This is a genomic window from Brevinematales bacterium (assembly GCA_026415355.1).
GTDB lineage: Bacteria > Spirochaetota > Brevinematia > DTOW01 > DTOW01 > SKYB106.
The window spans coordinates 29627-51652 of record JAOAHF010000014.1 but is presented as its reverse complement, the minus strand read 5'-3'; the positions used below and the strand labels follow the sequence as shown (position 1 = coordinate 51652).

Annotated in this window: 22 protein-coding genes and 2 tRNA genes; 13 read left to right on the top strand and 11 right to left on the bottom strand. The window is 32.2% G+C overall.

The window, feature by feature from the left end; genetic code table 11:
- Positions 1 to 51: 51 nt before the first annotated feature.
- Genes N2712_06450 through N2712_06440 form a run of 3 tightly spaced genes read right to left on the bottom strand, consistent with a single transcriptional unit; the run spans position 52 to position 3439 of the window.
- Positions 52 to 1089: a hypothetical protein gene (locus N2712_06450; protein MCX8029618.1), complete on the bottom strand. Its 1038-nt coding sequence runs from the start codon at positions 1087 to 1089 to the stop codon at positions 52 to 54.
- Between the two features lies 1 nt (position 1090).
- Positions 1091 to 2899 carry a DUF5312 domain-containing protein gene (locus N2712_06445; GenBank protein MCX8029617.1) on the bottom strand — a complete coding sequence of 603 codons (1809 nt, stop codon included), beginning with the start codon at positions 2897 to 2899 and terminating at the stop codon, positions 1091 to 1093.
- Positions 2900 to 2935: 36 nt separating this feature from the next.
- A complete protein-coding gene (locus N2712_06440; protein ID MCX8029616.1) occupies positions 2936 to 3439 on the bottom strand; it encodes a gamma carbonic anhydrase family protein in 504 nt (167 codons plus the stop codon).
- Positions 3440 to 3574: 135 nt separating this feature from the next.
- Between N2712_06440 and N2712_06435 the strand changes: the two genes are divergently transcribed.
- Together N2712_06435 and N2712_06430 are read left to right on the top strand one after the other, a co-directional pair.
- Positions 3575 to 4714: a branched-chain amino acid ABC transporter substrate-binding protein gene (locus N2712_06435; GenBank protein ID MCX8029615.1), complete on the top strand. Its 1140-nt coding sequence runs from the start codon at positions 3575 to 3577 to the stop codon at positions 4712 to 4714.
- 1 nt (position 4715) lies between these two features.
- On the top strand, positions 4716 to 5972 hold the full coding sequence (locus N2712_06430) for a hypothetical protein (protein MCX8029614.1): 1257 nt from the start codon (positions 4716 to 4718) through the stop codon (positions 5970 to 5972).
- On the opposite strand, the gene rsmD is transcribed toward N2712_06430, so the two are convergent.
- The 4 genes from rsmD to N2712_06410 all read right to left on the bottom strand — a co-directional run bounded on the left by rsmD (position 5967) and on the right by N2712_06410 (position 8714).
- Positions 5967 to 6509, bottom strand: coding sequence for a 16S rRNA (guanine(966)-N(2))-methyltransferase RsmD (gene rsmD / locus N2712_06425; GenBank protein MCX8029613.1), 543 nt, complete (start codon positions 6507 to 6509; stop codon positions 5967 to 5969). The two genes, N2712_06430 and rsmD, sit on opposite strands and share 6 nt — an antisense overlap.
- Positions 6509 to 6853: a hypothetical protein gene (locus N2712_06420; GenBank protein ID MCX8029612.1), complete on the bottom strand. Its 345-nt coding sequence runs from the start codon at positions 6851 to 6853 to the stop codon at positions 6509 to 6511. Before N2712_06420 ends, rsmD begins: the two co-directional genes overlap by 1 nt.
- Position 6854: 1 nt before the next feature.
- Positions 6855 to 6928, bottom strand: a tRNA-Val gene (locus tag N2712_06415).
- A 142-nt stretch (positions 6929 to 7070) separates the two neighbouring features.
- Entirely contained in the window at positions 7071 to 8714 is a 1644-nt protein-coding gene (locus tag N2712_06410; GenBank protein ID MCX8029611.1) for a carbon starvation protein A, read from the bottom strand.
- 1051 nt (positions 8715 to 9765) lie between these two features.
- On the opposite strand from N2712_06410, the gene N2712_06405 reads away from it, so the two are divergent.
- The 3 genes from N2712_06405 to N2712_06395 are packed head-to-tail and all read left to right on the top strand — an operon-like array spanning position 9766 to position 11266.
- Positions 9766 to 10086 carry an HPF/RaiA family ribosome-associated protein gene (locus N2712_06405; GenBank protein ID MCX8029610.1) on the top strand — a complete coding sequence of 107 codons (321 nt, stop codon included), beginning with the start codon at positions 9766 to 9768 and terminating at the stop codon, positions 10084 to 10086.
- The gene (gene hprK / locus N2712_06400) at positions 10083 to 10991 is read left to right on the top strand and encodes an HPr(Ser) kinase/phosphatase (protein MCX8029609.1); all 909 of its coding nucleotides are present in this window, start codon (positions 10083 to 10085) and stop codon (positions 10989 to 10991) included. Before N2712_06405 ends, hprK begins: the two co-directional genes overlap by 4 nt.
- Positions 10988 to 11266, top strand: coding sequence for an HPr family phosphocarrier protein (locus tag N2712_06395; protein MCX8029608.1), 279 nt, complete (start codon positions 10988 to 10990; stop codon positions 11264 to 11266). Before hprK ends, N2712_06395 begins: the two co-directional genes overlap by 4 nt.
- Here N2712_06395 and pyrF read toward each other — a convergent pair.
- Both pyrF and N2712_06385 read right to left on the bottom strand, forming a co-directional pair.
- Positions 11263 to 11928, bottom strand: coding sequence for an orotidine-5'-phosphate decarboxylase (pyrF, locus tag N2712_06390; GenBank protein ID MCX8029607.1), 666 nt, complete (start codon positions 11926 to 11928; stop codon positions 11263 to 11265). The two genes, N2712_06395 and pyrF, sit on opposite strands and share 4 nt — an antisense overlap.
- A complete protein-coding gene (locus N2712_06385) occupies positions 11925 to 12842 on the bottom strand; it encodes an NAD(P)H-binding protein (GenBank protein MCX8029606.1) in 918 nt (305 codons plus the stop codon). The genes pyrF and N2712_06385 overlap by 4 nt, the downstream gene beginning before the upstream one ends.
- A 206-nt stretch (positions 12843 to 13048) precedes the next feature.
- On the opposite strand from N2712_06385, the gene N2712_06380 reads away from it, so the two are divergent.
- Together N2712_06380 and N2712_06375 are read left to right on the top strand one after the other, a co-directional pair.
- Positions 13049 to 13714 (top strand): MtnX-like HAD-IB family phosphatase, encoded by a 666-nt coding sequence (locus tag N2712_06380; GenBank protein MCX8029605.1) that lies wholly within the window; start codon positions 13049 to 13051, stop codon positions 13712 to 13714.
- On the top strand, positions 13711 to 14781 hold the full coding sequence (locus N2712_06375; GenBank protein ID MCX8029604.1) for an iron-containing alcohol dehydrogenase family protein: 1071 nt from the start codon (positions 13711 to 13713) through the stop codon (positions 14779 to 14781). Before N2712_06380 ends, N2712_06375 begins: the two co-directional genes overlap by 4 nt.
- 77 nt (positions 14782 to 14858) lie before the next feature.
- Here the strand turns inward: N2712_06375 and alaS are convergent, their stop codons facing one another.
- Complete coding sequence (alaS, locus tag N2712_06370) at positions 14859 to 17471, bottom strand: alanine--tRNA ligase (GenBank protein ID MCX8029603.1); 2613 nt, start codon at positions 17469 to 17471, stop codon at positions 14859 to 14861.
- A gap of 276 nt (positions 17472 to 17747) precedes the next feature.
- Here alaS and N2712_06365 point away from each other — a divergent pair, with 276 nt between their 5' ends.
- The 5 genes from N2712_06365 to N2712_06345 all read left to right on the top strand — a co-directional run bounded on the left by N2712_06365 (position 17748) and on the right by N2712_06345 (position 20486).
- A complete protein-coding gene (locus N2712_06365) occupies positions 17748 to 18008 on the top strand; it encodes a hypothetical protein (GenBank protein MCX8029602.1) in 261 nt (86 codons plus the stop codon).
- 194 nt (positions 18009 to 18202) lie between these two features.
- Positions 18203 to 19393, top strand: a complete 1191-nt coding sequence (tuf, locus tag N2712_06360; GenBank protein MCX8029601.1) for an elongation factor Tu — start codon at positions 18203 to 18205, stop codon at positions 19391 to 19393.
- Between the two features lie 11 nt (positions 19394 to 19404).
- Positions 19405 to 19713, top strand: coding sequence for a 30S ribosomal protein S10 (gene rpsJ, locus N2712_06355; GenBank protein MCX8029600.1), 309 nt, complete (start codon positions 19405 to 19407; stop codon positions 19711 to 19713).
- Positions 19714 to 19744: 31 nt separating this feature from the next.
- Positions 19745 to 20398 (top strand): 50S ribosomal protein L3, encoded by a 654-nt coding sequence (rplC, locus tag N2712_06350; GenBank protein ID MCX8029599.1) that lies wholly within the window; start codon positions 19745 to 19747, stop codon positions 20396 to 20398.
- Positions 20398 to 20486, top strand: a tRNA-Ser gene (locus N2712_06345). Before rplC ends, N2712_06345 begins: the two co-directional genes overlap by 1 nt.
- A gap of 5 nt (positions 20487 to 20491) precedes the next feature.
- On the opposite strand, the gene N2712_06340 is transcribed toward N2712_06345, so the two are convergent.
- Positions 20492 to 21349 carry a hypothetical protein gene (locus N2712_06340; GenBank protein MCX8029598.1) on the bottom strand — a complete coding sequence of 286 codons (858 nt, stop codon included), beginning with the start codon at positions 21347 to 21349 and terminating at the stop codon, positions 20492 to 20494.
- 109 nt (positions 21350 to 21458) lie between these two features.
- Between N2712_06340 and N2712_06335 the strand changes: the two genes are divergently transcribed.
- On the top strand, positions 21459 to 21965 hold the full coding sequence (locus N2712_06335; GenBank protein MCX8029597.1) for a phosphatidylglycerophosphatase A: 507 nt from the start codon (positions 21459 to 21461) through the stop codon (positions 21963 to 21965).
- Positions 21966 to 22026: the final 61 nt, after the last annotated feature.

Here is a 22026-nt window from a genome sequence, read left to right as displayed (position 1 = left end):
AGTCCTGATTCACTAGGAGATATTACTATTTCATTAAAAGTTCTTCAAATATTATTTGATTCTTGAAATCTCTTCAACTATTATCTGCTTTATTAGTTCCCTATTTCCCGATGTTGTACGCAAAAACCTTTCAAGTGACTCAATCATAGGCAGGTTTTGAGGAAATCTAGGACTATCAGAAAATACAGATGTTAATTTAATAAAGTACTTTAGTATGAAATTAAACCTATCTAATATTTCTTTATTATCCTTTTGGGAACATTTCATGTCAATTCTCGAAAGATTGAAAATACCCGATTTTCTGTGTTTTTGATTACTATTACATAGATTAGCATAACAATAATAAATAACGTCTGGACCATCTTGGTGTTTGTAAATTTCGGAGCTTGGGATACTTCCCTCAGAGAGTTTTTTGAATGTTTCTCCTTCAAGGAATTGTTTCGGCACATTAAAGTTTTTTACATGTCCGAAAATATTGATGTCTTTATGTTTATCAATATTAATTGAAAACAAGTTTCCATCCTTTATAAGGATCGTGCTAGAGTTGAGTTTGTTAAATATTTTTTCGATTACAAAATTTTTCTCGACTTCTGGAAGTAAACTTCTTAAAATGTATCCTTCCCAAATATCACTAACGGTCAAGAAATTTGTATCTACGGTGTGTATCTCATACCTCACATTATTTCGAAGTAGTATTTCTTTTTCATAGGATCTATTTTTCAGAGAGCTTTTAGATGCAACAAGATATCGTTTAACTTCGAAAGTAGTAGAATTATTTAATTCGATAGGTTTATTGCTATTGTATTCTGCTTCAGTGTAACCTAACGCTACTGTTATAAACGATACTAATAAAGATGGAGATTTTGTAATTGCGGTGAAATCAGACCTTATTACACTGTCAAAAAAAATAACTTTCTCAGGGGTAAACTTAGGTTCTGTGGTTATGTTAGGTATTCCTATGGTAGATGTATGATCAGAAGATACTTGATCGTTAGATATATGATCAGTTAATCCAATGCTCTCAAAGTTTTGAATATTTTCATTGTCAGTAAAACCAATTACGTCCCCTAATATATCTTTGAGCGTCATATTACTCCTCAATAAATAAGTTTATAAGCGAAGAGAATGCGTTAAGTTTTTCAATAGATTTTTCAAGCCCTTCTATAAAATCTTTGTTATTTGGTCCACCTATCCTGTGTATGTTTGTTACAGTTTTTGGGAATGGAGCGTATATATCATCAGATATAAACTCAAGAATTTTGTAGATACCCTTAAATATATCTTTAAATGTGTTCAAAAATTCAAAACATAGACTGTTCATTATTATTATCTTTCTTTCAATAACTTTTTTGTTAGCTTCATTTGCTAAAAGTGATGGAGATGTTATAAATCTTGAAAGTAAAATGTAATATTCTCCACCTTGTTCTACAGCTTTTACGAAGTCATTCATTTTGTTTCTAGTAGGTTCTACTTTCGAAAAAAGTTCGGAAAGTGTTCTTTGTAACTGCTTTTCCGTAAACACTCCGCTTACGATCAGCGTGTTTATTCTATCTTTTACAAATGCATCCCATATATTCTTCATGAAGTAGGAACTTATACCAAGTAACTTTGTGTATAAAAACGGTGGTAGACCGCTCTTGGCAAATAGAATACTAACATTTGTAGAATATATTCCAAACTCCTGAATCTCAACAGGTTTTCCGAATATTACATTCATATATTTATCAATCATTTTGTTATTTTTCTCTTCCATTTTATCTATTACTATTCTCTTATATCTTTCAAGTATTATTTTTGAAAACTCTTTAAAAAGGGAGTAGTTGGTTTTTATTACGAATGGTTTATGATTAGGATCTCTTGTTATATAGGCTACCACATCTGATATATTAAGTTTTCTTATGTTTTCGTTCAAGTTTTGGAAGAAATTTGAAGTGAACTTGTTTTTTGCTTCAGTTACTCTGTCGCTAGTTCCAGAGTACTTTTCGATGTAATCTATCATAAGTTTAACATAGTGTAAAGTGTAGACATCGTCAACGTTCAAAGAAAGAAGAATGCTTTCAAGGTCTGTTATGTACTTGGTTAGTCCCTGAGGAGGAATAGATTTGAAAGATATTCTTCCTCTTTTTATATCAGATGTTTGAGAAAACCTTCTAACTATAGTCTCAAAGTCAAAATAAGCAAATTCTCTTAACTTAACTATATTGTTGAATATGTTATCAGCTTTTTTTATCAAGTCTTCAGGTATAGACCTTAATATATCGTTTATATTATCCTCAATATTCCTTATGGCGCTCTTTACACTTTGTGATTTTTCGATCAGTTTAGTAACAAAATCTAAGTTTAGGTCCTTGTATTTTTCAACAACATTGGCCAAATCTGTTATATTTTCGAAGAGATATTCACAGGAAGATTTTTCTACTCCTACTCCTTTCCAAAGATTTTCGTTATTCAAAAATACGTCAAATACATTTCTAATTAACTTGGCTTGCTCGTACAGAGAAAGTATAACCTTTCCGAAGTCACCAGAAAGGTATTTTTTAGAAAAATCTATCATTACTGGCTTGTAACTTTTTAGTCTATGTTCTATCTTTCTTAGAGCTTTGCTTTTCTTGTAATCATTTGAAGACATTACGTTAAGCAAAGACAGTAAAAATATAATTATTCTATCCCAAATAGAAAGTTCAACTTCTATTATTTCGTCTCTTCTGACGGGAAGTTCTACGAGTTCAACATTACCTTGTGCCAACATCTCTGGTGCTAGCGTTGAGGTATGCTTTTTGAGTTTTTCTGCAAGTTTTTTCCTTTCAGCTTCATCAGTCTTTAGTGCTTCTGCATCAATACTTCTCTCAAAAACTCCTAATTTCTTAGCTCTATCAATAGCTTCTTTGTCATACGGCATAAAGGGCTCCTTATCGATTTTATTTAATGAATTTACCTAGGTTTTCATAGATTTACCTAAATTCACATACTCGATAGCATTTCTTCTTATATATTCGATTTCTTCTGAGGTTAATTCTCTAACAATTTTTGCTGGTGCTCCAAGTACCAAAACACCACTAGGAATCTCCATTCTTGGTGGAACTACACTCCCAGCTCCTATTATCACGTTGCTATTCACTCTTACATTATCTAATACTATTGCTCCCATACCAACAATAACATAATCGGAAATAGTTGATCCATGTATTATTGCATTATGTCCTATGGTAACATAGTCGCCTATTATAGTGGGTACATTATGATTTACGTGGACAACAGCGTTATCTTGGATATTACTGCTTCTACCTATTTTTACGAAGCATACATCACCCCTTATAACAGCACCAAACCAGACGCTACTATCTTCACCTATTTCTACATCACCTATAATACTTGCGCTATCAGATATGTAAGCGCTATAATGTATTCTGGGTACAATTTCTCTGTAGTTGTATATCATCTCAATATAGATTAAAAACCAGAGCCAATTGAAAAAACAAATTAAGTTTTAATAAGTGATATAAAAACTTGCCATCATAGAGAAAAGCCTTTATAATCTATACCTAGACAACTCAACCAAAAGGAGGAAAAAGTGATGAAAGGATATACTAAGTTGATTTCTATTGTTCTGGTTTTTGTTATATCATTACTTCTAATCTATGGTTGTTCACAAGAAACTTCTCGAAAAGTATATAGGATAGCAGTTGCTGCTCCACTTACGGGTGATATAGCAACACTAGGCCAAGGAATAAAAAGAGGTGTTATACTAGCGTATGTTGAGATGACAAATGAGTTTACAAATGCGAAGTTAGAGTTGGCATTCTTTGATGATAGGGCAAATGAGGGTGAAGCAGTGAATGTAGCATCAAAAATAGTTTCAGATAATTCGATAATAGGTGTAGTAGGACATTTGAATAGTGGATGTTCAATACCAGCCTCTGCTATCTACAGTAGAAAAAATTTGATTATGATAACCCCTGCATCAACAAACCCTAAGCTAACTCTTCAAGGATTTAAAAACGTTTTCAGAGTGTGTCCTACTGATGCTCAGCAAGGTCCTGTAGCAGCAAAATTTCTTGTTAAAAAAGGGATTAAAAATATATATGTTATTGACGATAAAACAGAATATGGCCAGGGCTTAGCAGATGAATTTGAAAAAGAATTTAAGAGATTGGGTGGACAGATTCTTGGTAGAGATTCCATAACTGTTGGTTCAAGAAACTTTAAAGCACTACTTACAAAAGTAAAACAAACATCTCCTCAAGCAATATTTTTTGGTGGAGTTTATGTAGAAGGTGCACTATTAACGAAACAGGCAGATGAGGTTGGACTAAACGTACCTTTCGTAGGAGGAGATGGTCTCAAAACTGATGAATATATCAAGATAGCAGGTGATTCAGCAAATGGAGATATCATAACATTTATAGGTAGTCCTATAGACCAAAATAGTGAATTCTACAGGAAGTACAAATCGATGTTCCCAAACGATGAAATAGGTCCATTTGATCTAAACTCATATATCGCGGCAAAAATAATATTCTCATCTCTAACTAATTCTTTGATATCATATGGTGGTTTCAGTAGAGAGAAGGCCATAGAGTTTATAAAGAAGATTGAGTTCAAGCATCAAGATATAATCGTAAAGTTTGATGATAACGGTGATAATTTAAATTCTGTATTCACAATATACTCAATAAAAAACAACAACTTCTCAATCGTGGAAGTGGCTAAGTAAAATGCAAGATATAGAAGAAAGTTTAACTAACGAAATACTTTACATAAACCTTAAAGCAAAAAGTGAAGTTTTAGATAATTCAAATATAATAAAGAATATTCTACCCAAACCAGTAAATGAAGAGATTGTGCTAGCTTTGTCATTGATAAAAAGTGGTTTTGTACTACCAGGTTTAAGAGTACTCTATAGAATAGCCAATATAGAGTACATAAAAAAATCTATATCAAACATAATATTTACTCCAAAGGATATAGCAAACATATTTTTTCAGACTATTTCTTTGAGAAATACTAAGCTACAAAGGTTTATAGAAAACATCGGAATACTACCTGCAAACATATCGATTGGGACAATCGAAGCGTTCGATGTAAGAAATATTGTAATAAACGGTATAACGCAAGACATAAAAAATACAAAAGTTGTACTTAATAGCAAAACTATATCAATAAACTATTACATAAAAAATGGTCAGCTATATGTTATGATTAATGGTATAAGGTTTTTACTTCCAAAAGAAATCATAGAATTTATCGATGAGAATTTCTTTGATATAAGACTTAAATCCATATTTGAATTTGGTTTACCTAATGAGAGAGTGTTTTTTGAAGTGAGGAAAACGTTGTCAGAACATGAAACTATACTTAATTTTGACCCAAATATAAAGCTAAGTATGTTGTTGTCAAAGATAGAATCTGAAAATTTCATTGATTTCTTCTATGAATTTATATCAAACATAGCAACAGATTTTGAGATGATGAACCTACCCGAAAACAAAAACTTAATAATCGAAAAGATAAAATCCAATAATATGGAGTGGTTATTACCGGAAACAAAGAATGTACTAGCTTACATTTATAACGAGCATCCATCATCAAATCTTAGAACTATAATAAGGAACATAGAAATATTTCTTGAAGATTGCAGTATTGAAATGTGTTTAAAAGAAGATAAAATAAGAGTTATAACTCCACTTTTTGAATACGACAAATATCTTGGGAAATCAGACTACATAAAAAATGCGACTAGAGATGATATAGTTCTTCTAAATTCAGGTAGCGAAATAAAAGTTATGTTAAAAAGCAGCAAAGTAGTAATAGGAAAGATAAACAATAACACATCAAGAATTCTTGCGGAGCTAAATGGAGAAATAGAGAATCTCAGGTTGATTGTTTCGAAGTATTTTTCAAGTGTTAATGATTACATACCTCATAAACTTGACTATTGGTTGGAGTTTTATATATTGAGAAAAAAGCTATAGAGCAAATTTGACAAATGTAAGAAAAGTTTCTCCATATTTCTTTATGTCTATTACACTTACGTTGCTGTCTAGTTTTATAAGGTTTCTTGATGAATGCTCGATAATCAATAGAGAACTTTCTTTTGATACTTCCTTAAGTTTGTAAATCAGTTTGGCATAATTGCTGAAATTGTAAAAAGGGTCGGCAAATATTATATCAAATCTTCTGTTGGAAATTTTTAGGAAATTGATAGCGTTATCCCAAGATTTTTCGAGTATCAAGTATCTATCTTTGCTAATCCCTAGAATACTGAGATTATTCTTTAATTGGTTCATCAAAGAGTAATCATTATCGACAAAACAAACGAAGTTTGCTCCTCTACTTAATGCTTCTATTCCTATTATACCAGAACCTGAAAAGATGTCTAAAAATGAAACTCCACTTACATCTATTATGTTAAACAAAGCTTGGCGAACAACCTCCGAAGTAGGCTTTACATGACTTGATCTTACTACTATTTGTCTTCCTTTAAGGTATCCCCCCGTTATTCTTAACATTACTCTGACAATAAAGATCCTACTATTTCTTTTATTACTTCGTTAGTAACTGATTCAACAACTTCACCCCTTCTTGATCTTAATATCTCAATTAGTGTGGATTTTTCATTTTCTGCTTTCAATTTCATCTCAGATTTGAATTTCTGAATTTCTTCAGAATAACTTTTTTCGAGTTCACCTTTAAAGTGTTGTAAGTCCTTCTCTTTTTGCTCTCTATACTTCTCGATTTCTGATTTTGCGGAATCAATTATTCTTTTTGCTTCTAGCCTTGCATCTTCTATCTTCTTCGAGAGATGCTCGTCTACTTTTAGTATTTCATCTATAGTTTTAGATATCTGGCTCATCTGGGCGGTGGAGGATTTGAACCTCCGACATCTGCTGTGTGAAAGCAGCGCTCTAACCAACTGAGCTAACCGCCCAACTATTCAAACTAAATTCTAAAACAATTGATCCTAAGTATCTAGTTAATTTCAAAAAAATCTTTTCAAAGACTAAATCAAAAAGCTAGATCAAAAGTTTAGACTACTACAAAATCGTTTTATTTTGAAGAAACTGTAAAAACTATTTGCCTTTTTTTCTGATAACAGAAAATATTATGCTAGTATATGCTATTAAGGCAACTACCAAAAGTATAGTGTCTATAATCAAAAATGTGATGTTAAAACTGTCAAAAGCATATTTGTAGAAGTAAAATATAAGAGAACCTAAAGTTGTTGCTACCATAAAAATAGCAGGTATAAAAGCAAACCAGCTTGTTTTTCCTCTGTACAGTAAGTAAAGTGTAATAACAATCAAAGCAAATGCAGAAACTAACTGATTAGCAGTTCCAAAAAGTTTCCATATTGCGACATAAGCACCACTTAATGCTAAGTATCCGGCAACAATTAATATAATTGTAACTGATTTAAATTTAGAAAGCTTTCTTCCAGATACATTTAAATAAATTTCCTCTAGTAGAAATCTTGATATTCTAGTTGCAGTATCTAGAGTAGTTAGCATGAAACCGTTAATCATAAGTATTGCTAAAGATAGACCAAAAGATCCTAAAATACCTTGAGTTAGTCCATTGTATGCATTGCCAAATGCAATTATTCCTTTACCTTCCTTGACAAATTTAACTAATGTGTCTGGTGTTAAGAAGAATATTGTTCCGAGTATAACAGTAACGGCAAGAAGACTTTCTGTTAGCATACCGCCATACGCTACAAATCTTGTATTCTCTTCATTAGCAATCTGCTTTGATGTAGTTCCTGAAGCAACTAAGGAATGAAATCCCGAAATAGCGCCACAAGCAACTGTTATAAATAATATAGGCCAAATAGGTTCAAGCAAATCGGTACTCGGATCTTTTGCTATTTCAGTTACCTGTAAAAAAGGTATTTTTATATCAAAGTTTAAAAAGTTAAAAAAGATTATCCCTAATATGCCAAAAAACATTCCTATAAAAAGTATGTAGGAGTTAATATAATCTCTTGGTTGGAGAATAAGGTTGACAGGGAGTATTGAAGCTATAAGAGAATAAGCGAGTAGTATTAGTATCCAAACTGTTATAGATGTTTCTTTGTCAAAGGGTAATAAAATTCCAATATTGTAACTGAAAGATACAAAAATGCTTAATGCTACTATAAAGAGACTTATAACAGTTGAGATGATAATATTTAACTTGAGTTTGTATATCATAAGACTTGCTAATAATGCGACTACTAATATTGTAGCAGTTGGTATGACAATTCTTGGTTCTGAAACAAATGTTACCGCAGTGAAAGCAGCAAATACTGCAACAACTATTATAAGAGCTAACAAAACAAATACTAGCATAAATAGACTTGCAAACTTACCTAAAACATCCTTTGAAATATCAAAGATAGATCTACCCTGATTCTTAACCGAAATTGCTAGAGATAGAAAGTCATGAACTGCTCCAAAAAATACTCCACCTAGTAAAACCCATAGCCAAACAGGCCCCCAACCGTACATACTAATTGCTATTATGGGACCCAGGATAGGACCAGCACCTGCTATTGAAGCAAAATGGTGACCAAATAATACAAATTTGTTTGTTGGGACATAATCAATTCCATCCATTTTCTCAACTGAAGGTACTTTGTTTTCTCTACTTATACCTATAACTCTGCTAATATACTTAGCATATAGGAAATAGCCTAGAAAGAAGATTACTATCGACAGAAGAAACATTAAAATCATAAGCTTATCTCTCTCAAATAAGTAATTTTGTTTGTCATTAAACTAGAATTTCAAAAAATAACTTAGGTGTTCAAAAAATTGCTAAATGTCTTAGGATGTTAATCTTGAAGGAAAGATAGTTTATGAAAGTATGTCAGAATAATTCTTCTGATATTTTTCTTGAGAGTTGTTAAAGAGATGTGCAATGAGATAGAAAGAGAATAATTGACAAAGAAAAAAGCATAATTATTGTTTGGTTGTTTTAATAGGTGTTTTTAGGAGTATAGGAAGGCTTATGTGTCAAGCATACATTATCGTGTTGAGAATTTAGGTGAGATGAGAGGTGGGATTGATGGTGTGATGTTTGAGGTGATGTATTTTTTTGAAAAAGGTTGAGAGGTGGTTGATGGGTGGAATAGGCAAAGAGGTTAAGTATTCTTTGAGTGAGGTATTAGAAGGATTTGGGAATTACAGGTATCAATTAGATGGAATTTTGAGAAGTTTATAGATAATTTCAAATGCTGTATGATAAGATGGTTAGAAGAGGAGGATGTAGAAGTTGATAGGAGTTTAAGGATGTCTAATCTCTCTCGAAGTTTTGGGAGGTAAAGCTAGAGATGGAAGCATGGATTTATAAGAGTATTGTTGGATGAGGTAGGTGTTGTATATGAGATTATGGTATGGGATGTTAGAGTAGAAGATTAGATGGAAAGGGGGTATATATAACCGATGGTTTTTGGTACTGATTTAAAGTTTATGGAGTGCTGGAAATATGGAAAAGCAAGGGTGAGGTGGTGTAAATTTTCGAGGATGTGTCTGAGAATTTAGAGATGTAGAGTGTGATGATAGGGAATTTTTAAAAAGATTGTGAGGTTACTTTTGTTTTGAATTATTGAATTTTAGTTTGATAGCCGATGAAAGTATTAGGAAACTGTTTTAGAGGTTAGAGAGGGTATTCTTGGACTTTTATATTCTTTCACGAAAAAATGTCAAGCTTTTTACCAAACTTCAGCTATTTAATTCTTGAAAAATGTTAGTTATACTTTTACGATTATAATTAGGAGGTATGATTATGGAAGTACTCGTGGAGGGTAAAGGGTTTAACATAACAGATGATGTTAGGGATCACATAAATGCTAAGCTTTCGAAGATATCATTTGCTGAGGATAAGGTTAGGAAGGTACACTTTTTTATATCGACTACTCCGACCTCTTCGATTTTATGTGAATTGGATATATTTGTTGATCATACGAAAGTTTTTGCGAAGTATGAACATCAGGATTGGAAAATAGCTATAACTGATGCAATTAACATAGCTCATGATCTAATAATAAAAGAGAGGAAAAAGAAAAAAGCATCAAGGCTTAGGGAAGCAAGAAAGAAAAGGCAATGACAGTTGAGAATTTCGTAGATATAGCCAAGAGAGATTACAATCTTGATATTGAGATAATAACCTGCAAGAATATAGCTAGTAATAAAGTTATAAATTCTGTTGTAACTAATAGGCCTGGTTTATCTCTTGCAGGTTTTTTTGATAATTTTGCTTACGATAGGGTTCAGATAATAGGTAGAGGGGAGCAGGCTTATATAAGAAAAGCATACCAGGATAATGATCAAGAAAAGATAAAGAATTTTGAAACTTTTTTTTCTTTTGATATACCTTGTTGTATTGTTTCTGATTATAGTGAATTACCGGAGGAATTTGTCGAATTAAGTTTATCGAAGTGTATTCCTATAATAGCTAGTTCTCTTGATACCTACCAACTTACATTCTCAGTGGAACTTATTCTGAACAATGAGCTAGCACCTAGGGTTGTTGTAAATGGTGGTATGTTTGACATTTTTGGGTATGGGGTTTTAATAATAGGTAGAAGTGGTATAGGTAAAAGTGAAGTAGGTCTTGAGCTTTTGAGCAGAAAACATAGATTTGTTTCAGACGATGTTGTTATGATAAAGAAAATAAGATATCCTGAAGGATACAGGCTTGTTGCGTTTCCATACAATCCTAAATACTCAAATATCATTGAGGTTAGAGGAATAGGAATAATAAATGTTGATAATATGTTTGGTACGGGTTTTACGATACCTAAAAAAGAAATAGATATAGTGATAGAATTGATTGACTGGGATAGTACTATTATGGTAGATAGGATAGGGGATAATGTTGAAACATATGAGGTTTTAGGAATAAAATTACCCAAAAAAACTATACCTGTAAGTCCAGGGAGAAATATACCGTTTTTGATTGAAACTGCTATAATTAATGAAAGAATAAAAGAAAAAAGGATTATAAGATGATAAGGAAAAAATTTGTTATAAGAGCTAAATATGGAGTTCATTTGAGACCTGCTGTTAGAATATATGAAACTATAAAAGACTATAAATCTAAAGTTGAGATAAAGAAAAATGATGTTGTTGCGGATGCTAGGAGTACTCTTGGAGTGATGCTTCTTGGTATGATGCCAGGAGATGTAATAGAAGTTATAGTTAATGGTGTTGATGAGGAAGAAGTAATGCAGAAGCTCACAGATCTGATAGACCACAAAAATTTTGGAGAGGAGGAAGATGATTAAATATACTCAAAAATCTTTTCAATTTTCTCCATTCGGAGTATATCTCTACCCATAACTATATAGTCAGCTCCTAATTCAAATGCTTCTTTTGGTGACATAACTCTTTTTTGATCATCTGTTTGATTACTAATCCTTATTCCAGGTGTTATAGCTTTTGTTTTTGGAAATCTTCTTTTGATTTCTCTAACTTCGTTTGGTGAACATACAAAGTAGTTTATTCCGTTTTCTAGCCCAATTTTGACTAGTCTTGTGACTTCGTCTTCTATGGTGCTATTAATACCTATTTCTCTTAAGTTTTCCTGTGAGAAGCTTGTGAGTATTGAAATACCAACAGGTATTATGTTTTCTTCTAGTGAAACTTGGGATACTATTTTTAGGGTTTCACTACCTGATAGTAGATGTACGGTAAACATATCACATATTTTTGATATTGCTCTTATATGTTTTTCTACTGTTGCGGGTATATCAAAGAACTTCAAATCTAAGAAAACTCTTTTGTTGTTATTTTTCAGTATATCTATTATTCTTATGTGTTCTTTTAAGAATATAGAGTGGACTTTGTACCAGACAAATACATCTTTTGTTTTGTCAAAAACTGAGATAAAGTCATCAAAGTTGGTAACGTCGATAGCTACTATTATTTTGTCTACGTTTGGTTTCATTTTCTATACCTCAGCTTCTTTATTTCTTCTTCAATTGGTATATTCTTTATGGGTAGTTTTTCAAGTATATCAAGATAATAAGTGTTACCTGCGAGTAGCATGTTTATTTGCTCCAAAGTTACGGGGAAAAATCTAAATCTACCTAGTAGTCTAGCTATGGATTTTACAAGAGAAACAGGTAAGTATATCTTTGAATAATTCTTCTTGCCTAAGGATAGAGCAAAAGTATCAATAAACTCGTTATATGTGTATTCTCTGGGGCCTACTAAGTTGAATTCTTTTTTATTTATTGATGTATCTGTTGCTATGTATGATATGAAATTTGATAGTGTTGTTATTGATATAGGTCTTATCAAATAGTTTCCGTCTCCTATTATTGGTACTACTCCTAGTCTTATCATGGAATATATCATTTTTGTGAATTCTCCGTCAGGTCCTATTATTATTGAAGGTCGTAATATTATCCAGTTATCAAATGATTCTATTACATATCTCTCAGCTTTGTATTTAGTTGTGTAGTATTGAGATATTGTTTTTATAGATACTCCTAGGGCGCTCATTTGTATGAATCTTTTAACTCCGTGTTTTAGACTGTGATCTACCAAGTTTTTAGTTGCTTCAAAATGGTGTTTCCAAAATGTTATTCTTTTTCTAGGGAACTCTCTAATTATACCAACCAAGTTGATAACAGTGTCAACACCTTCTAAATGATCTGAATAACTTTCAGGAGTTGTTATATCTCCGTTTATTACCTGAATGTTTTTTAAGTAACTTTTAGGAGTTATATTTTCTAGTATTCTTTCTAGTTTATTAGGATTTCTGACTAGTACTTTTATTTTCACGTCTTTCTGCAATAGTTTGTCTAAAGTGTTTCTTCCTACGAAACCAGTAGCACCTGTTAGAAATATTATCATATCTGAATTTTAATCAAAATGTTCACATAAAATAAAATTATACAATTACCTTTCCGTGGAGTTTTGTAATTAATTCTTGACAAAAAGTATAGAGTTTTGCTGATTGATTTGTTAGATTTATCTCATATTGAATGTTAATTACAAAAACTTTACTTTGCTAAATGTTATCAATCTAAATATCAATTCTAAAAAATAAAGGAGGTAGTATGAAAATAGTTTTTGCCTCTGACTTTGATGGTACAATATCGCTGAGAGATTTTTACTGGATAGTTATTGACAAGTATTTAGGCAAAGATTATATTGATTTATACATACAATGGCAGGATAAGAAAATAAAAGATGTCGATTTTCTGAATATAGTTTTTAATAACATAAATAAAGATTACGATACAATTATGAATGATATAATCTCTATACCAGTAGATAAAAGTGCTATTGAGTTTATTAAATGGTTTACGAGTGAGGTTGGGGATTTTTATGTAGTTAGTGCTGGTTGTAAGTACTATATCGATATTCTTATGGAGAAGTATGGTGTTTCTGATTTAGTTAAGGTTATAGCAAATCCAGGGTACTACAAAGACGGGAATATATATATGGTACCTGACAATACTAAAGAATACTATTCAGAGATTTTTGGTGTTGATAAAGGAAAAGCTGTTGAAATTATAAAGAGAGATGCTAATTTTCTATTTTTTGCCGGAGATTCAAGGCCGGATTATTATGCTGCGAAAGTTGCTGATTATGTTTTTGCTAAACATCAACTTGCTGATATGTTAAAAAATGAAGGTATTAGTTTCTTTGAATTCAAAGATTTCTCTGATATTTATTATGAAACAAAGAAAATTGTGGAAGATCTTAAGGAGGTACTATGAACAAGTTTTTGACACCTAGAGAAATATCAATACCTTATGTGCTAAAAATATATAGAGGGCTAAAAGATGAAGTAGGAGAAGTATTAGGCAGCATTGGTGTATCTTCTGTTGTGATATTCTATGGAGAAGGTATCCAAAAGATGTTTGGTAGTAGTATTCAAAATTCTATAAAATCGAAAAATATAAACATATACGAAGTTTATGAAGGTAAATCAAATAAAATAGAAGACATATATGAACTTGCTTTTAAAATAAAGCATTCTGATGTTATACTGGGTGTTGGTGGAGGTAAGGTAATAGATATAGCGAAGTATGTAGGATATATAAGGAAAATACCTGTAATAACATTTCCTACAGCTCCTTCTAATGATAGTATATGTAGTCCTTTGTGTTCTCTGATTATAGATGGTAAAAGAACTACGGTGCCAGCAAAAATACCGTTTGGAGTTATAGCAGATACTAATATACTATCGAGTGCTCCTGAGAGTTTCATATACTCAGGCATAGGTGATATTCTTTCAAAGATAAGCGCTTTGTATGATCTGGATTTTGAAGAAAAAAATAAAAAGATAAATCATGATGATTTTGCTAGGATGGTGGCTGAGAAATCTATAGATAGTCTTCTTTATTACGAAACTGAAAACATAAGAGATGAAGATTTTTTGGGCAAATTAATAGATTCTCTCATAATGAGTGGTATAGCTATGGAAATAGAAGGAGATAGCGCTCCAGCAAGTGGATCTGAACATCTAATTTCTCATGCTCTTGACAAAATATTACCTAATCCTCACTTACACGGAATACAAGTAGGTATAGCAACGTACATTATGGTAAATATACAAGATAATCCTAGAAAGAACATTGTAGTAGATATGCTTGAAAGAACAGGATTTTGGAAGTTCGTACAAAAAGATAACTTTAACATAAATGCTTGGTTACTTGCTATTGATAACGCATCTAGTATAAAGCCTCATAGATTTACAACGATACATGATGAAAATTATAAGAATAAGGCTAAAGAATTTATAGTGAATGATGATATGATGAAACACATTTTCTCAAAGTAGCAATAATCAAAAAGAATTTAGAGATACTTTTTAAGTGTTTGTTTTTGTATCGAGAAAATTCATAATCTATTAAAAATTTAGGTTATCATATTTTTTACCAGTTCATCTTTTATTTTGTTTATTTCTTCCAATGAGTTAATACCACCTCTTACAAAATCAGGTCTTCCTCCGCCTTTTACACCTAGTTTATTTAAGTCTTTTACGATGTTGTTTAAGTTGATATTTGTATTAGTTCCTGCGATGAAACCTATGGTGTTGTCTTTCTGAGATATTATGAATACAATTACATCAGTTAGTTTTTCTTTGATTTTATCTACTATTCCACCTAAAGAGTTTATATCTATATCGTTCAAAACCTTGAATATGAGTTTGTACTTTCCTATTGTTTCGTATCCTTGAAGTATTTCTTCTAAGCTTACTTGCTTTGAAGGTAAAGATTTTGCCTTCTCTAGTTCTTTAATTTTGCTTATAAGGAACTGTATTCGTTGAGGTATATTTTCGATGCTTGTTCCTAGAGTACTTGAGATATTTTCTAGTATTTCGGTATATTCTCTAAACTTATCTAGAGAAGATTTACCTGCAACTGCTTCTATTCTTCTCATTCCTGATGCTATTGATTTTTCATCAATTATTTTTATAAGTCCAATTTCTCCTGTTCTATTTACGTGAGTACCACCGCAAAACTCTTTTGAAAATCCTGGTATTTCGACTATTCTTACGATGTCCCCATATTTTTCTCCGAAAAATGCTAGTGCTCCTGTTTTTAATGCTTCATTTTTGGGCATATACTTTTTTATAACTTCAATATTTCTTAATACGATTTCGTTTGCTTCTTCTTCCACATTCTTTATGTCATTACTTGAAAGTGAAGAGTAGTGTGAGAAGTCGAATCTAAGCCTATTAGGTTTAACAAGGGATCCTGCTTGAGCTACATGTTCTCCTAATACTTTCCTCAGTGCTGAGTGTAATATATGAGTCGCAGTGTGATGTTTGGCTATATTCCTTTTCCTATTTATGTCTACGATCATTCTTGCCTTTGCTCCGGTATGTATTTCTCCATCTTCGGTACTTACTATGTGAAAGTAAATGTCGTTATCTTTTTTGGTATCAATTACTAATAGGGATGTTTCACCGGATGTTATTATACCAATGTCCCCTACTTGACCTCCGCCCTCACCATAAAATGGGGTTTCTTCAGTTACTACTATTCCAATATCCCCTTTGGTTAATTTATCTGTTTCTGCGAAAGTTTTTTCTTTCTTAACATATAATCTAATTACTTTTGATTCATATTCGTAGTATTCATCACCAACATATTTTGTAGAATGTTCTAATTTTGATATTACCGAGAAATCAAAAGTTTCATCTCGTTTCCAGCTGAGTTTTCCTCTTTGTTTTTGTTCTTCCATAAGTTCATTAAACCTGGCCCAGTCAATGTTTATTTTTTCATCTTTGCACACATCTTCAATTACATCGAGGGGTAACCCTAGAGAATCATATAGCTTGAATATATCATCTCCGGATATATAGCTATGTTTATTATCTTTTGCCTTGTTTATTATTTCAGAAAGGTATTCAATGCCTTTGGAGATGTTTTTGAAGTACTTTTCTTCTTCAACTTTTATAACTTTTTTAATACTATCTTTTTTACTGACTATTTCTGGATAGGTGTCTCCCATAGATTCTACTACACTGTCAATAATCTTGTAGATTATTGGTTCATTTATTCCTATTTTACCTGCGTATCTTAATGCTCTTCTTAATATCCTTCTTATTACATATCCTCTGCCTTCGTTAGAAGGATATATTCCTTCAGCACCTACGAATGTGATTGCTCTAGTGTGATCAGCGATTACATTCATTGCAAATATGTTATCTCCTTCATATTTTTTCCCTGTTTCTTGTGATATTTGTGTTATGATGGGTTCAAATATATCTGTTTCGTATACGCTTTTCTTGTTTTGTAGTATCATAGCTAGTCTTTCTAAACCCATTCCTGTATCTATTCCTTTAAATTCAAGTTCTGTTCTATTACCATTTTTGTCTTGGTAATACTGCATAAAGACTAAGTTCCAAAATTCGAGAAAACCGTCACAATCTTCAGGTGTTTTACAATCTTGTTTGTTGTATCCCCATACATCTCTCAAATCTATGTAAATTTCCGAGCAAGGTCCGCAAGGTCCTTCGTCTCCTGGTGGTCCCCAAAAGTTATCCTTTTCGCCTAATCTTATAATTCTATCACTTTCAATACCAATGTGTTTATTCCATATTTCAAATGCTTCATTGTCATCTTTATATATGCTTATCCAGAGAGAGTTTTTATCTATTCCAACTACTTCTGTAACGAATTCCCAGGCAAATTCTATTGCTTCTTTTTTAAAGTAATCTCCGAAAGAAAAATTGCCAAGCATTTCAAAAAATGTATGATGTCTAGGAGTTTTACCTACATTTTCAAGATCGCTTGCTTTACCTCCTGCTCTTAAACATTTTTGAATTGAAGTTGCTCTAGTGTACGGAGGTTTTTTTTCTCTCAGAAAGTATGGTTTGAATTGAACCATTCCAGCCGTTGTAAAAAGTAGGGTAGGGTCATCTGCAGGTATGAGTGGACTGCTTTCGACAATCGTGTGCCCTTTAGTTTCAAAAAAAGACAAAAATTCTTTCCTGATTTCTTTGCTACTAAGCTGTTTCATAGACAAAATATGAATAATTTTTGGTTTTCATTTCAATTTGTATGACTAGTAACTGCTGTGAATGTTTTGGAATTTTTCTTGACTTATGACTAAAATATTTTTATGATATACCCTAATAGAAAGGAGGATTTTTATACTTTATCTGTTTTTTATTGGTAGGTTATTTTTGGGTGGTTATTATATTTTTAATGGTTTAAATCATTTTGTATAGCTGTGAATATACTTGCTGTATATACCCAAAGCAAGGAGTTCCCTTTTCCTGAGATAGAAGTTTTTGTGACAGGTATTTTGCTATTAATTGCGGGAGTTACTATTATTACAGGATTATTCCCCAAGATTGGTGTTTTATCTTTAACGTTATTTTTTATTCCTGTTACCATAATAATGCATAACTTTTGGTTTGTTTCTGATGATCAAAAGGTAACTGAAATGATTAACTTTCTTAAGAATTTTGCCTTGATGTTTAGTAGCTGGATTTTCCTTACTATACCTGAACCTTGGCCATTGAGTTTAGGGAATAAGGTGTCAAATAGTTGATACTTTTGCTAACTTTTGGATATCCCTGTATTTCAGGATCTAGGTAATTTTTGAACTGGTTATTTTGTGGGGGAGTTTGTGATTTGTTTTGATGTATTTTTTGAGATTTTAGGTGAATTAAATTTAATCTAATTTGTGTTAGTGGTTTGTAATTTATTATAATTAAAGTTAAATATTTTGTTTGGGAGGTTTTTATGGCTGAAGGTAAGTTTGAGAGGAAGAAGCCTCATATAAATGTTGGAACTATAGGTCACGTTGACCATGGTAAAACTACTTTAACTTCTGCTATTACAAAAGTTTTAGCAAAGAAAGGATATGCTAAAGAGAAGAACTATGATGAAATTGACAATGCTCCTGAGGAAAAGGCAAGGGGTATAACTATTCAGATACAGCACATTGAGTATGAAAGTGATATTAGACACTATGCCCATATAGACTGTCCAGGACACGCAGACTATGTTAAAAATATGGTTACTGGTGCTGCTCAGATGGATGGTGCTATACTAGTTGTTGCTGCTAATGATGGTGTTATGCCTCAAACAAGAGAGCATGTACTACTAGCAAGACAGGTTGGTGTTCCTTACATAGTTGTCTTTTTGAATAAAATTGATATGGTTGATGATCCAGAGATAATTGATATTGTTGAAGAAGATGTAAGAGATTTGCTTAAGAAATATGGTTATCCTGGTGATAAAGTTCCTATCATAAGAGGGTCTGCTTACAAAGCAATGACAAACCCAGATCCAGCTGGTGATGGTAAATGTATTATCGAACTAATTGAGGCTCTTGATAAGTATATTCCAGAGCCAGTTAGAGAGATTGATAAACCATTCTTGATGCCTGTTGAAGATATATTCTCCATATCTGGTAGAGGAACTGTTGTTACAGGTAGGGTTGAAAGAGGTAAAATTACTCCTGGTGAAGAAGTTGAGATAGTAGGTCTTTCTTATGAAGTTAAGAAGACAGTTGTTACATCAATAGAAATGTTTAGAAAAGAACTTGATTCTGCTATAGCAGGAGATAACGCAGGACTTCTACTGAGAGGTATAGGAAAGGATGAAGTTTGGAGAGGGCAGGTTATTTGTAAACCAGGTTCTGTTACCCCTCATAAGAAGTTTAAGGCAGAAATATATGTGTTGAAAAAAGAAGAAGGTGGAAGACATACTCCATTCTTTGCAGGTTACAGGCCTCAATTCTTCTTCAGAACTGCTGATGTTACTGGAACAGTCACAAAAATACCAGGTGAAATGGTTATGCCAGGCGATAATGTTAACGTTGAGGTTGAGCTTATTTATCCCGTTGCTATGGAGAAGGGACTTAGGTTTGCTATAAGAGAAGGTGGTAAGACTGTAGGTGCTGGTGTTGTTACCGAGATTATTGAGTAATGGGATAAACTATGGTTTCTAGAATTAGAGTTAAGTTGAAATCATACGATGCTGAAGTTATAGACAAAACGGCTAAAGATATCTGTAATGTCGTGAAGAATGTTGGGGCTAATGTTGTAGGCCCCATACCCCTACCTACGAAAATTAAAAGATATACTGTCTTGAGATCACCACACATAGATAAAGATTCGCGAGAACACTTTGAGTATAGGTTACACAGAAGGTTAATAGATATAATTGAGCCGTCTCAAGAAGTAATTGATGCTCTATTGAGATTGGAGATATTACCTTCAGTAGATGTTGAGATAAAACAGGATTAAAGGGGTGATTACCCTGTTTTGGGAGGAAAGTATGGGAAAATCTTTTACTGGTAAAGGTCTTATAGGTAAAAAAGCAGGTATGACTCAAGTTTTTCTAGGTGAAAGTGTTGTTCCGGTAACGGTTATAGAGATAGGCCCATGTCCAGTATTACAAGTGAGAACTAAAGATAAAGATGGGTATAATGCTATACAACTTGGATTTGGTTCAGTTAAGCACAAAGTTAGAGATAAAACGGATAAAACAAAATACAAGGTAGTTTTGAAGCCAGCTATAATAAAAGAGTTTAGAGTTGATGATCCTTCAAAGTTTAATAAGGGTGATATTCTAGATGTTTCTTATCTTGAAGGGGTTAAGTTTGTTGATGTTAGTGGATACTCTAAAGGTAGAGGATTCCAAGGTGTTATGAAGAGATGGGGATTCTCAGGAGCTCCTGATTCTCATGGTCAGTCGGTTTTTCATAGGAGACCGGGTTCTATAGGTCAGCACACATTCCCAGCAAAGGTTTGGAAGGGAAAGAAAATGGCTGGTAGAATGGGAGGTACCAAAGTTACGGTACAGAATCTTGAGGTTGTCTATATTGATAAAGAGAAGAATTTGATGCTTGTTAAAGGATCAATTCCTGGATATAATGGAAGTTTTGTGATAGTAAGAGAGGCTATTAAAAAGTCTCTTGCTGTTAAGTAGGAGGGGTGGCCGAGCGGACGAAGGCAGTAGTCTTGAAAACTACAGTACCCTTCTCAGGGTACCGGGGGTTCGAATCCCTCCCCCTCCGAAATCTTAAATATACTCAATAACTGTTCCTAACTTAGGAATGTTTGATTTGTGGTTCAGAAAGTATACCAAAGATGTTTCTGTAAATGGGTTTTCAAAGTTGTACTTCCTATAACTGTTTGGACTTGTTATTCTAGTTATTACCATATCAGATGTTTGTTTTATCAAAGTATATCCTCTACCTCTACTGCTAAAAAAGCTGCTGTATGCATGATTACTTTCGATTTCCTTTCTTACAAGCGATCTTGATATACTACTTACGTCTGCTAATCCGAGATAATCACCTATTCTGATTATGAACAAATTATCCGTTTTTATTAAGTCAATTAGTATCTTTACGTTTATGCTACTTATATTTATTGTTGCTTCTATTATGTTGTCTATAACCTCAGATGATGCTATTATTACATCATTTATATCAACTTCATTTTCTATCTCAAAGTATTCCATAAATGATATTATATTGTCTAGTGCTTCTTCAGGAGTATTTCTTATATCACCTTCTATTGTTGCTGTATCTCTGTATATATTTGCATTATCATTTGTTAAATTTTTTGATAGATTGCCGATAAAGTCTTTTGCTGTTAAATTTTTGAATATGCTTTCAAAGCATAACAAAAAAATTTTTTCACCTTTTTTTGAGTTTAGATTATTTGGTAATCCAGAAACAAATGCTAGAATATTTGTATTTTCAAAACTTATTTTTCTTCTTAGGATGCTAAGTTTGTTTATGTCATCTACTATTATTATTTCTTCATTCGGTTGAGTATTTAGATTTTCATTAAGAAACTTTATGTTATTAAATCCTATGTGGTAAAGTATGCTAAGGAGATATGGATTTTGGGTGATAGCTACCATTTTCACACTCAAGAATATAATCTTTTTGATAGATTATTTCAATAAATTTTTGTCTAGAGTTTTTTGAAAATCTTTAGTTTGAAATATTCATATTCTGTTTTTGATAATCCACTTTATGAAGAAGTTTTTTGATTTGGCTCTTAGATTTTTAGCAACTGGTGGAGCTTTTGAATATTTGCCGTCTTGGGCTAGGGGAACTTTTGGGACACTTATCGGTGTTTTAGTATTTGTTTTGTTGAGTAATTATGAAATAATTTTCTATGGTCTATTGGTGCTTCTTATGGTATTAGCGTTTCCTGTAAGTAATTATGCTGAAAATAAAATACTCAAAGGACAAAAAACAGAATATGTGGTTATTGATGAGATCGTTGGATACATGATTTCTACAATTGGTTTTAAGTTTTCTTTCAGTTTGGAGGGATTTACGGTACTTTTGCTAACATTTGTGATTTTTAGAATATTTGATACATTTAAACCGTATCCAATAACTCACATAAGATCATTTGGGAATGGTGTTGGGATTGTGTTGGATGATATTTTTGCTGGTGTTGTAACTAATATACTTGTGAGAATTCTTTTAGCTTTTGAGGTATCGAGAATATTCATACCTTTGTTGATGTAAGTAATGTTTGAGTTATGATTTGTATCTTGAAACGGTATTTGAGAGCTTGAGATACCTTAAA